Origin of the sequence: Hafnia sp. (assembly GCF_036648275.1) — a bacterium.
GTDB lineage: Bacteria > Pseudomonadota > Gammaproteobacteria > Enterobacterales > Enterobacteriaceae > Hafnia > Hafnia alvei.
The window spans coordinates 23,457-35,259 of sequence record NZ_JAVXIQ010000033.1 but is presented as its reverse complement, the minus strand read 5'-3'; the positions used below and the strand labels follow the sequence as shown (position 1 = coordinate 35,259).

The window sequence follows — 11,803 nt, the reverse complement described above, 5'->3', positions numbered from 1 at the left end:
TCAGCGCCTATTTTGCGTGGCAGGCAACGGAAACAGCCCAGTTCAATGCCGATCATACTGCGGATTACAGTTTGCTGACGGGTTTGGCGCTGATTTAAGTCAGTGCGCTAGTTGGTATTGAGGAAGGACAAATGACAAAAAAAACAGCGCCCATATCCATCGGTTTTTTTATGGAAACAGCTTTTCACTATGATGTTTATAAAAACATTATTTTGGCTTTGTTAGAGCGCAACAACGTTTGTTATCTGGTGATCAATGACCTGATGGAGGAAAGTTTCCTCAATGACATGACTACCTATATTAAAACGCTTCCTCAGCATAAAAATCTCGGCTTGCTGCGAATCAGTAAGATGCACAAAGAAGGGCTAGCGGTGACCTGCATGGTTAGCCCATATTATTCTCCAATCTTACATGGACGAGCACAGTTTCACGTTAGAGCGATGTATGGTTTAGCCAAAGATGTATGGGGACATGCATGGTGGAATACGTTTTATGACTCTATTTTATGCTATGGGCGCTATTCCCAAGAGCGTCTAAACATTTTCAATACGGCTGTTGTGGTTGGAAACCCTAAGTTTGATGATTGGTATCATCATAAGTATGACTCAGTGCTAGTTGAGGCATTACAGGGCGATAAGTCTCGCCCAACGGTGCTATATGCACCAACCTATGGTGATTTAAGTTCCGTCTCTCACTGGGCAGAAAAACTGGCTTCTCTAACAGATGATGTGAATCTTATTGTTAAGCTCCATCATGGAACACGTTTCCGGCAGTCTGATAGCGCTGCGTTAGCCTTGGCTCAGCGCTATTTGAGTGACTATTTGGTTGATGGCGTTCCTACATTTTGCCTTTTAGCAGCAGCTGATATTGTCTTAACTGATAACAGTGGATTCATTTTTGACTCCATTCAGGCTGGCAAGAAAACATGCCTGCTGGAATGGAGCGGAATGAAAAAGATGATTAGAAATAATCAAACACTGACAACGTTGGATAGCGCTGAGCAAAAGGCTCGTGACTATTTGCATACAGCGGGTGATCTAGAATCTCTGCTTCATGTTTTAAAATCAGAAGTTAAATATCACCGTGCTGATGATGAAATTGCGCATTATCAAAAATATTATTGTGATGAGTTTCAGGATGGGTTAGCCGGAGTGCGTGCGGCTAAAGTTATTTGCGATCTAGCGATAAATAATAGACAAACTAATTTGTATTTACTTAGTTTACGACAGAAGTTGTTCCCTCATTAACGTTTCTTGTTTTCAATGTGATAAGAAAATATCTATCTGAGTCTATAACCTATTTTAAAGTCTGCGAAGGAGATGTTCTTTTTTATGAATACGCCATTAGTTAGCGTGATTGTCACAAGTTTTAACCACGCTAAGTTTATAGGCTCTGCTCTAGATAGCATCTATGCGCAGACTTGGAAAAATATTGAAGTCATTGTTGTCGATGATGCCTCTACCGATGGCTCTCAAAAAATAATTAAAAAATATCAAAGAAAATATGGATTAAAATTCATAGAGCGTAAAGATAATTATTATACAGACAAGAACAAAAAAGGTGAAAAGCCAATTATCCAGGCCATGAACTGTGCTAGTGGAAAATATATTGCTGTTGTTGATTCAGATGATTTGATTTTGCCAGAAAAAATAGAGCGTCAGGTAGGCCTACTAGAAGCTAATCCTGACTGTACACTCTGCTACGGCGGCATTGAGGTTCTGACATCTGATGGAAAATTGGCTCCATACCCAAATGTTTTTATTAATGGAGATGCTTTTTCACGTCTGCTAGTGAATGGTAATTGTGGCTTATATATTGGCTCGCTAATTCGCCGTTCATCTTATGTAGAGTTAGAGCGTTCCCCTCCAGACTTGGTGCAGGAAGACTGGGATATGTTTTTGCGATTAGCAAAAATTGGACCGTTTGTTTGTGATCCGCAGACGGTCGCTTATTATCGTCGGCATGATAATAATACATGGTATCGACAAGACAAAAATGCCTTAATGTATCGTAACAGAATGATGATATTAGAGTCTTGGTGTGATGAGCCGGAGTGGCCAGATGCAATGGCACTGCGTTGGAAGCACTATGCTAATAATGAAAAGCTCACACATGAAAGTATTAATGAGTTACTGCTTGAGCGACCAAAGGATTCACTACTGCATTATTTACTCTTTTGCTTGTTTTTAGAGAGTAATGAAATGGTGTTAATGAAAAAACATTTATTGTTATCTATAAGCTATTGCGATGAACGCCTTAGCGTGCTTCCTATTTTATATGGTATCGCAAGCCAAGTGTTAAATACGCCAATAGAGTTGGAAATATTAATACAGGATATGGAATCACGAATTAAAGAGTTTCAAACACAGCCTTGTTATCAAAGTGCTCTTGAGAAATTGAAGGGATATTAATATGTCTGATTCCTCTTCAAAGGATCTCTCTTTACTGACGGTGACTAAGCCGTCAATGCCACCATTGGCTGAATTTATGCCTATGCTTGAAGAGATTTGGCAAACTAAGAATTTAACAAATAATGGACCATTTCATCAGAAGCTAGAGGCATCATTAGCCGAGTATTTAGGTATCCCATATATATCGCTATTTTCGAATGCGACTATTGCGCTTATCGTAGCGATGCAAACACTAAGAATTAAGGGAGAGGTTATTACCACGCCCTATTCATTTGTGGCAACGACTCATAGCCTTTTATGGAATCATTTACAGCCGGTTTTTGTTGATATTGAACCTGACAGCTGCAATTTGAACCCAAATTTGATTGAACAGGCAATATCGCCAAATACGAGTGCAATTATGCCCGTACATGTTTACGGAAGAGCATGTAACACCGAATCGATAGCCAATATTGCTGACATATATGGTTTGCGAACTATTTACGATGCAGCACATGCCTTTGCCGTAGAGGATATTGGTGGATCAATTTTGCGTCATGGCGATCTGTCAGTTTTAAGTTTTCATGCAACTAAAGTTTTTAATACGTTTGAAGGTGGAGCAATTATTAGCCCAGATGCCAAAACAAAAAAAAGAATCGATTTTCTTAAAAATTTTGGTTTTGCTGATGAAGTGACCGTTGTTGCACCGGGTTTAAATGGCAAGATGAATGAAATACAGGCGGCTTTTGGGTTACTACAGTTGCAGCATATTGATGAAGGTATTCGGCGTCGTCAGTATCTTGATAAAATATATCGAGAGAATTTATCGAATATTAAAGGTATAAGACTGGCCCCTGAGTGGGGTGAGATACGGCATAATTGTAGTTATTTTCCAATCTTTATTGAGAAAGACTACCCTTTGAGCCGAGATAAACTCTGTGAAAAGCTAAAGCAAAATAATATTTTAGCACGCAGATATTTTTACCCATTGATTTCCGAGTTAGCGATGTATCAAGGTTATTCAAGCTCAAGTCGCCATAACCTTCCGGTAGCAAATCGATTAGCTAACGAGGTTATCTGTTTGCCTATATATCCAGATCTTACTGATGATGAAATTTGGCGTGTGATTGAATTGGTTTCTATTCAATGAATGTATTAATTTTCCCTGCGGGTACAGAAATTGGGCGTGAAATATGGTCATCGCTCCGTTGGTGTAAGGATGTCACACTCTTTTTAGCCGGAGCTAATTATGACAATCATGCTCAGTTTTATGATTATGAGTATGCTTATTTGCCGATGGTGGAACAAGAGGGATGGATCGCCGAGTTATCTGACTTTATCAAAAGTAATAAAATTGATTTTATTTATCCAGCCCATGATGACGTATTATTAGCATTGGTTGAAAATCGAAAAGAATTTAGTGCGGCTGTTATTGCTCCTAGTGTGGAGACATGCCGTATTACACGCTCTAAACGATCGACATATTTGGCATTAGCCGATTTAATTTCTGTCCCAAATGTCTATAGCGAATCAAAAATTCCAAGCTGGCCAGTATTTGTTAAGCCTGACCGTGGTCAAGGTGCGCAAGGTGCCGTACGCGTAGATAATTATCAGGATTTAGAACACGTATTACGCATTACACCTGATGCGATTATATGTGAATACTTACCTGGTGATGAATTTACAGTTGACTGTTTTTCTGATCGTAAGCGAGGTTTGCTTTTTTCTCAGGCACGCCAGCGAGGACGGATCCGTAGTGGTATTGCGATGAGTTCTTCTACGGTATCAATTAAAAATATTCAAGCGATAGCAGAGTGCATTGGTAATAGGTTAAGGCTCTATGGCGCATGGTTTTTTCAGATGAAATATAGTGCTGATGGGGTGCTGACTTTGCTTGAGGTTGCCCCTAGAGTTGCTGGCACCATGTCATTAAACCGAGTGCGCGGTGTTAACTTTCCGTTGTTATCACTTTATGAGTCTCTAAATCAGCACTTTGATATATCGACACATTCTGGTGAGGTTAGCGTTAGTCGTGGTCTGAGCAATAGATATAAATACGATCTTGAGTATAACAATATTTATGTGGATTTTGATGACACTTTGTACCTTCGTGGCATGGTGTGTTTACCATTAATTACATTGTTATACCAATGTCGTAATGAGGGTAAACGAATATATTTGATCACTAGGCATCGCGGAGATATTCACCATTTATTGCTTCAGCTTAGATTAAATGTGATTTTTGATGAAATCATCCACCTGACAAATGGAGAGAGGAAATCAGATTTCATTTCTGCTGATAAATCTATATTTATTGATGACAGTTTTTCTGAGCGCAAAGAAGTTGCTAGTGCATTAGGTATCCCTACATTTGATAACAGCATGATTGAGCTATTACTAAAGGAATAAATTATGAAAAAAAACCTTGTTTATATTCATTTGGAAAGTCTTAATCATGCAATTTACGGGCATCGCCAATGGTTCCCATGCTTGAACTCTATATACAGCCGATCATTACGGATGAATAATTTTATATCTACGGCTACATCATCAATTATGGCACTAAGTGATTTAGTTCATGGCGATGATGATGTTTTAGAGCACAACTTTGCTTTAGAGGAAGGGATTTCCGTTAATCGTACAAGCGATACACTATTTGATCAGCTACAGATGTTTGGCTATCAGACCCAAGGTATTGGTTATCCTAAAAGTTGGGCTAGTGTGGATTCTGTGTGGAGTCGCAGTCAGTCATTTCACTGGCACGATTCATCAATAGAAATGTTGGCTGAGGCAGAGGAGATCGTGGCAGATAAAACACAGCCATTTGCTCTCTATTTTTGGAATTTAAGTAGCCATCTATGCTATGCCGATGCGATTAAACGCAGTGGGCAGCATAGTTTTGAAAACTGGCAACTTGGTTATAAAAGTATGGATAACACAATTGGACATATCCTTCAGTTGCTAATAAAGCATCAGCAGTTGGAGAATACGATCATTGTTGGGTTTGGTGACCATGGAGATGATTTTTGGAATCATGGTTATAACGGTGGTTTTGCCCACTCAATTGAGCCTTATACCTCTCTAGTCCACACCCCTGCATTCATATTTGATCCTAGCCGCGTAAATCAAGATATTAACCATCTTGTGAGCTTGACAGATTTGAAGCAAACTACGCTTGACCTCATGGGCCTGCCTTATTTAGATACTCCCCAAACTCCCTCGTATTCAGCTTTGTCAGGGCAAAGAAAATATTGCTTTAGCCGTAATTTATTTAGTCAGCAGCCTGAGTCTTCATCAGAAAGTCCACTGCATAAAGGCTATTCTATAACGTCAGATTTCTTTCATCTGTTGTATTCCAATGGGGGATATCAGATGTTTGCTTGGCAGGCGGATACTGCTAATCAGTTTGATCTTTTATCTCTATTTGTTGAATCAGATGCTGGAGAAAAACGTTTAAATGTTGAGCGCTTGGGTAAAGGCCGTCTAGGTGGACCGCATCCCCATATAACTCGGTTTTTAGGGGAAAACTGTCATCGTGTTATCCAAGAGAATTATTGCGATTTACGCACCCGCTTGGATGAGCGAATTGCAGAGAAGAACTCTCGTGTAGTTATACAGTCAAGATAGCTGGATGATGGGAAATAGAGCGGCGAGTTTATGTTTCTCGTCGCTATTTCTAGAGCAGCTTAGCGCCTTACAGATCGAACAATTTCAATAATTTCTGTGGTTGAAATAGACGGTGTACGTGGGAAGTAAACGACTTCACAAATATCGCGAAAATGATCGAAATGTCCTTCCCAATCATCACCCATTGCTAATATATCGGCTCGATAGTTCTGGATGTATTTAGCCTTTTCCTCCAATGACTCTTCAAGAAAAACGTCATCAACATCTTTAATATTACGAAGGATAGCTATCCTTTCGGACTCAGAATAGATGGGATTACGCTGTTTCTTTTGTAGATTCAAGCGGTCGGATGAAACACCTACAACAAGTCGGTCACCCAGCGCTTTTGCTCGCTGTAATATCGCAAGGTGGCCGATATGGAAGATATCAAAAGTGCCAAATGTGATGATAGTTTTCACTATAGGTGCTCTCACCCTTCCTGATATAAATAAGCTTCTGGCTGGGCGACGTTAATCAGGTTATTCACAATATCTTGCTGCATGTGCAGCATCACGCCGTTGCGCTCATTGATCTCTTTACAGCGTCTGGCCTGTTGCTCAAGGTCTGCCCACAGTGCATTAATCTTCGGCTGATGCTGTTCAGGCAGGCGAGCAAAGATGTCGGTGATGCCTTTACGTCCTCCGGCAACGCCTAGAGACTGTAAAATGTCATGCCGTTTTTGCGCGCTTTCTGTCAGGCGCTGGTAGTTTTCGACCAGCTCATGGTTGAGCGTACTGAGATCGTCGGCGTTGCGCGCAATGATGTATGCGCGCTGTTTTTCGAGCTGGCCGATAAGCTCAATATAGATCTTTCGGTCACTGACGATATCTTGAATTAGCGTATTAACCTTTTGCGCAGGCGTAGTCATATTTCCTTTCTATCCTTTGTAATATTTCTCTATGGCGAGCGTGAGTTCGTCCAGATTAATGTCAATTTTTCCGGCGCTGATGGCGTCTTTCATCGCGTTAACGCGATCCATATCCACTTCCGGCATGGCCGCAAGTTGCCCCTGAGCTTCACCCAGCACGGGATCTACCGGTGTGGTGGCCTGAGCACGTAAGGGGGTCGCAGACTCTGCATTGGCACTCTTCGTGTTTGCAGTATTGTTGACGGCCTGAGTCAGGTTGTACTGGGTTGAAGTTACTTTCATTGCATCTCTCCGAAACGGGCATCCCGTTGGTCATTTTCTGTCTGGCTGCGCAAGGTTAACCACTAGTTTATCGATTTAGATTATCGACTAGAGGCGGAAGTCTTCCTTCCATACCCAACTATAGCGACCAGCCAACAGCAAAACTTAATTATCCGTGCAAAAACTTTACTGACCCGGTGCGTAAAGCATTCGCACAACGCCCATATTGTCGACAACGGCGCTGACCACGCGCTGGCTGCTTTCGTTTTTCACTTTGATCATGTCGCCTTTACGACCCTTTTTCATCGCTTCGCCCATGGTGCGAGCCTCGATGCCGTCTTGTTCGGCAATCATTACGACGCGCTGGCCGCGATCGACCATGATGGGCTGATCGAGCTGGGCTGGGCTAATGGGCTGTAAATCGCGAATACGGCGTTTCACCGTTAACCCCACAACTTCGTCAGGATTGGTGATAACCCCCGCGCGGCTGCTGGAGATATTGCGTTTTTTTAACTCGATGTCAGAAGGGGAAATGATCGCGCCGCGCTCAAGGGTGTTCTTCGCCACAATGACCGGCAGATAGATATCCGGCTTCACGGTTACATCGACCTCCCAGCCGTTGGCATCTTCACAGCGAATGTCATAACGCAGACGGCTCAGGTCGCGTTTATCTCCGGTAGGCAGCGCGGCCTGTAACGGCTGAGAACAAACCCGATAGCCGCTGACCTCTGAGGGAATAAACACGTTCATTTTCGCGTTGAAACCTTTCCAATTTTTACGTTTGGCTTCGCGATTGATATCGGCCGTAGCCACTTCTACCGCGAGGGCATAAATCTGCTTGCGAGCGCTAGACGTGCTGGGCTTGGAGGTTTCTTTCATCGCCCAGCCTGAGGCGAGCGGAAGGGTACACAGCCCGAAAACCACGAGGGCTCGGACAAGGGCATGCTGCGGAAGGAAAGAACGTTTCCTAGTGTGGCTAACTTTAGACGTAACTTGTTTAAAAATCATATTGTTATAACTCTGGCATGGTAATTGCTATATCAGTAGCGGACAGCAGTAAATGACAGAGAAACAACATTTTACAACGACGTGATGAGAGGAAGTTTCAGTGGGCTTAAGTTTTGACAAGGCATTAGGTGTTCATCCACAGGCGGTACAGCTTCGACTTTCCCGAGCAGAGCTGTTATCGGCGAACTTAGCTAACGTCGACACCCCAAACTTTCAGGCTAAAGATATTGATTTTGCCGCTGAGATGCAACGTTCGAGTTTGAACTTTTCGACGAATAACTCGGCAGAACTCAAATATCGCGTGCCTTATCAGCCCGCTAGCGATGGCAACACGGTTGCTCTGGACGTTGAGCAGGCTGAGTTCTCGAAAAACGCGCTGGATTACCAAACCAGCTTAGCGTTTTTAAACATGAAGTTTGTGGGCCTTAAAAAGGCAATTGACGGTAAGTAATTGATTTAGGTAACAACGGACAATGGCATTTACGGATATTTATCGCGTTTCGGGTTCAGCAATGACGGCGCAAACCGTTCGTCTGAACACCATCGCCAGTAATCTGGCGAACGCGGAGTCGCCAGCGGACAACGAGGGGGCTGTGTATAAAGCTCGCCGCCCTGTGTTTGCCGCGGTGTACCAAAACAGCGAGCTGATGGACAACAAAGCCTTAGCCGGTGCGCGTGTGCAAATCATGGACGTGGTTGAAACCGGTGGCGCAGTACAGCGCTATGAGCCGAATCATCCCATGGCCAACGATCAGGGTTACGTCTTTTATCCAGACGTTAACGTCGTGGAAGAGATGGCCGACATGATGTCGGCATCCCGTAGCTTCGAAACTAACGTCGAAGTTCTTAACAGTGTGAAAAGTATGCAGCAGAGCCTGCTGAGACTTGGAGAAGCTTAAGCATGAACGTAAATGACGCGCAGAGCTATACGGATACAACTAGCAATAACAGCCGTGTTGCCAGCAACGATAACAGCGCCGCGAGCATGAACAACCTGTTTATGACGCTATTGGTTGCGCAGATCCAAAACCAGGATCCGCTGAACCCAACCGATGGTACCGAGTACGTTAGCCAGTTAGCGCAGCTGTCTCAGGTGCAGTCGATGGAATCCATGTCTGCGCTGATGCAAAACAATGCGGTGTTGATGGATAACCTGCAAACCCTGTCTACCGGCAACTTGGTAGGGCAAAAGGTGATGGTTCAGACCGACAAAATTGAAAGTGACGGCAGTACGGTCATCGACGGTCGTCTGTCATTGGATCACGCCGCAGGCGTGGTCACGGTCTATGTCAAAGACGAAGCCGGCACCGAACACAAAATTGAGCTGGGTCAGCAGGAAGCCGGGCAGGTTGATTTCAAAATTGACCCGAAAGAGCTGGGCCTTGCCGAAGGAAAGTACACGCTAAGCGTGGTGACGGATACCGGTGAAGAGTCAGTTCCAATTGAAGTGGGTGGCGTGGTTAACAACGTGCGTATTCCATTGGATGGCAGTGCCACCATGCTGAATATCGCTGGGCTGGGTGAGGTTCCTTACAACTACATCAGCCAGTTTGGGATGAATAGCCCATCCAATAATACCGACACTCGCAAAGCGTAATTTCGAAAACGGAACACTTTCGAACACTAACCCAATTTAGATCAGGAAAGATTTTATGAGCTTTAGTATCGCAACTTCGGGCTTGAACGCCATCACTCAGCAGCTTAGCGCTATCAGTAACAACATTGCTAACTCCGGCACCATAGGGTTTAAATCTGGCCGTGCGGAGTTCTCTGCGCTGTATGCACAGTCTCAGCCGCTGGGCGTGGGCGTGAGTGGTATCACGCAAAGTATTACCCGTGGCGGTAATATCATGGCCTCTTCAAGCGCGCTGGATCTGGCGATCTCAGGTAACGGCTTCTTCGTGGTACGCGATAGTGCAGGTACTGAAGCCTATACCCGCGCTGGGTATTTCGGTACAGATACCAACGGGAATCTGGTCAATCGACAGGGTATGAATTTGCAAGGTTATCCGGTTGATGCCAACGGCGTATTACAGGTCGGTAACGTGGGTAATCTGAACATCAGCAGCGGTGCGATTCCAGCCAAAGCCACCAACGGACTGGAGTTCACCGCTAACTTGGATGCTAACGCCGAAGTACCTAAAGTCACGCCGTTAGACCCAAAAGACAGCTCTTCATATAACAATACCTACACCACACAGGTTTATGACTCATTGGGTCGTGAACACACGTTGTCGCAGTATTTTGTTAAGAACGCAGATAACACTTGGACCAGCCATTACTACATGGATGGTGAGCCAGTTCCCGATGCGACTGACCCAACGAAAGGGGCTACCCAGACGATTTCCTTTAGTGCTCAGGGCGTGATGGAAGTACCCAATGGAGCCGTTGATATTTCACTGTCAATACCTGGCGCTGAAGATCTGAATCTTGAGCTGAACTACGCGGGAACGACCCAATTTGGTTCTGATTTCTCCGTAACCAAAAACAAAGGTGATGGCTACGCGTCTGGCGAAAAAACCGGTCAGCAGATTGATGAAGAAGGCTTTGTATATGCCACCTTCTCGAACGGCGAACGCATGCTGCAAGGACAGCTGATTTTGGCCAACTTTACCAACCCTGATGGACTGTCTTCACAAGATGGTACTACGTGGGCGCAAACTTCTGCATCGGGTACACCGCTGACCGGCGCGCCAGGTTCAGGCCTGTTGGGTTCTATCAAAGCAGGTGCATTGGAAGAATCTAACGTCGACTTAACCGCCGAGCTGGTGGGGTTGATGACCGCGCAGCGTAACTATCAGGCTAACACCAAAGTTATCAGCACCAATGACAGCATGATGTCGGCTCTGTTCCAGGCGGTCTAATGGATCACTTAATTTATACCGCCGTTAGCGGCGCTAACCGCAGCCTGTCACAGCAGCAGATTCATTCGAATAATCTGGCGAACGTGAACACCAGCGGATTTCGTGGTGACTTAGAAAGCGCTTTATCACAGCAGGTGGCGGGGTCGGGCTACGACTCGCGCTATCTGGTGCAGGAGCAAAACAGTGGTGTGGATATGACGCCGGGTGCGGTGAGAGATACCGGACGTGAGCTGGATATAGCCATTAAAGGCAATGGCCTGATTGCCGTGGGTAACGGCAACCGCGAAGTTTACACCCGCAACGGTCAGATGGATGTCAGCCCTGATGGTGATTTGACCATTAACGGTCGCCCAGTGATTGGCGAAACCGGCCCTGTGGTATTGCCGCCGTTTTCCGATCTTTCCATTGGCGATGACGGCACCATTACGATTGTTCCGCAAGACGGTGACGTCAATGCGGCTATGGACGTCGATCGTATCAAACTGGTGGATATTCCTGCGGATCAGCTTTCAAAAGACGCCGACGGCTTATTGATTAGCGCCACGCGGAATAATCCACGCAGCGATGCCGTTGAAATCACCGCCGGACATCTGGAAAGCAGCAATATTTCAGCGATTAGCGAAATGGTTTCCAGTATTGCTCTGAACCGCCAATTTGAAGCCCAAATCAAGATGATGAAAGCCGCAGAAGATTTGGCGACAGCCGGTAATCGACTGATCCGTGGCAGCTAAATTAAGGAATAAATC

General features: G+C 44.7%; 14 protein-coding genes. 10 read left to right on the top strand and 4 right to left on the bottom strand.

What is annotated here, in order from left to right:
- Nucleotides 1-131: 131 nt before the first annotated feature.
- The 5 genes from RSC70_RS19010 (at nucleotide 132) to RSC70_RS18990 (ending at nucleotide 6,017) form a co-directional block, all read left to right on the top strand.
- The gene (locus RSC70_RS19010) at nucleotides 132-1,247 is read left to right on the top strand and encodes a CDP-glycerol glycerophosphotransferase family protein (RefSeq protein WP_332543167.1); all 1,116 of its coding nucleotides are present in this window, start codon (nucleotides 132-134) and stop codon (nucleotides 1,245-1,247) included.
- Nucleotides 1,248-1,331: 84 nt separating this feature from the next.
- The gene (locus RSC70_RS19005; protein WP_332543166.1) at nucleotides 1,332-2,411 is read left to right on the top strand and encodes a glycosyltransferase family 2 protein; all 1,080 of its coding nucleotides are present in this window, start codon (nucleotides 1,332-1,334) and stop codon (nucleotides 2,409-2,411) included.
- Between the two features lies 1 nt (nucleotide 2,412).
- On the top strand, nucleotides 2,413-3,540 hold the full coding sequence (locus RSC70_RS19000) for a DegT/DnrJ/EryC1/StrS family aminotransferase (protein ID WP_130994770.1): 1,128 nt from the start codon (nucleotides 2,413-2,415) through the stop codon (nucleotides 3,538-3,540).
- Nucleotides 3,537-4,799 (top strand): ATP-grasp domain-containing protein, encoded by a 1,263-nt coding sequence (locus RSC70_RS18995; protein WP_332543165.1) that lies wholly within the window; start codon nucleotides 3,537-3,539, stop codon nucleotides 4,797-4,799. Before RSC70_RS19000 ends, RSC70_RS18995 begins: the two co-directional genes overlap by 4 nt.
- A 3-nt stretch (nucleotides 4,800-4,802) precedes the next feature.
- Nucleotides 4,803-6,017 carry a sulfatase-like hydrolase/transferase gene (locus RSC70_RS18990; RefSeq protein ID WP_332543164.1) on the top strand — a complete coding sequence of 405 codons (1,215 nt, stop codon included), beginning with the start codon at nucleotides 4,803-4,805 and terminating at the stop codon, nucleotides 6,015-6,017.
- Between the two features lie 59 nt (nucleotides 6,018-6,076).
- On the opposite strand, the gene RSC70_RS18985 is transcribed toward RSC70_RS18990, so the two are convergent.
- The 4 genes from RSC70_RS18985 to flgA form a co-directional block, all read right to left on the bottom strand.
- A complete protein-coding gene (locus RSC70_RS18985; RefSeq protein ID WP_304186620.1) occupies nucleotides 6,077-6,475 on the bottom strand; it encodes an adenylyltransferase/cytidyltransferase family protein in 399 nt (132 codons plus the stop codon).
- An 11-nt stretch (nucleotides 6,476-6,486) separates the two neighbouring features.
- The gene (locus RSC70_RS18980; RefSeq protein WP_332543163.1) at nucleotides 6,487-6,924 is read right to left on the bottom strand and encodes a flagella synthesis protein FlgN; all 438 of its coding nucleotides are present in this window, start codon (nucleotides 6,922-6,924) and stop codon (nucleotides 6,487-6,489) included.
- Nucleotides 6,925-6,933: 9 nt separating this feature from the next.
- The gene (locus tag RSC70_RS18975) at nucleotides 6,934-7,206 is read right to left on the bottom strand and encodes a flagellar biosynthesis anti-sigma factor FlgM (RefSeq protein ID WP_025799665.1); all 273 of its coding nucleotides are present in this window, start codon (nucleotides 7,204-7,206) and stop codon (nucleotides 6,934-6,936) included.
- Nucleotides 7,207-7,371: 165 nt separating this feature from the next.
- On the bottom strand, nucleotides 7,372-8,193 hold the full coding sequence (gene flgA / locus RSC70_RS18970) for a flagellar basal body P-ring formation chaperone FlgA (RefSeq protein WP_442904334.1): 822 nt from the start codon (nucleotides 8,191-8,193) through the stop codon (nucleotides 7,372-7,374).
- Between the two features lie 100 nt (nucleotides 8,194-8,293).
- On the opposite strand from flgA, the gene RSC70_RS18965 reads away from it, so the two are divergent.
- From RSC70_RS18965 to flgF, 5 genes are read left to right on the top strand one after another with little or no spacing between them, the layout of a single operon-like run.
- The gene (locus RSC70_RS18965) at nucleotides 8,294-8,644 is read left to right on the top strand and encodes a flagellar basal body protein (RefSeq protein WP_025799662.1); all 351 of its coding nucleotides are present in this window, start codon (nucleotides 8,294-8,296) and stop codon (nucleotides 8,642-8,644) included.
- Between the two features lie 22 nt (nucleotides 8,645-8,666).
- The gene (gene flgC / locus RSC70_RS18960) at nucleotides 8,667-9,092 is read left to right on the top strand and encodes a flagellar basal body rod protein FlgC (protein ID WP_046360813.1); all 426 of its coding nucleotides are present in this window, start codon (nucleotides 8,667-8,669) and stop codon (nucleotides 9,090-9,092) included.
- Nucleotides 9,093-9,094: 2 nt separating this feature from the next.
- Nucleotides 9,095-9,790, top strand: coding sequence for a flagellar hook assembly protein FlgD (gene flgD, locus RSC70_RS18955; protein ID WP_234618352.1), 696 nt, complete (start codon nucleotides 9,095-9,097; stop codon nucleotides 9,788-9,790).
- Nucleotides 9,791-9,845: 55 nt separating this feature from the next.
- Nucleotides 9,846-11,057: a flagellar hook protein FlgE gene (gene flgE / locus RSC70_RS18950; RefSeq protein WP_234618353.1), complete on the top strand. Its 1,212-nt coding sequence runs from the start codon at nucleotides 9,846-9,848 to the stop codon at nucleotides 11,055-11,057.
- The gene (gene flgF / locus RSC70_RS18945; protein ID WP_040044530.1) at nucleotides 11,057-11,788 is read left to right on the top strand and encodes a flagellar basal-body rod protein FlgF; all 732 of its coding nucleotides are present in this window, start codon (nucleotides 11,057-11,059) and stop codon (nucleotides 11,786-11,788) included. The genes flgE and flgF overlap by 1 nt, the downstream gene beginning before the upstream one ends.
- The last annotated feature ends 15 nt before the right edge of the window (nucleotides 11,789-11,803 follow it).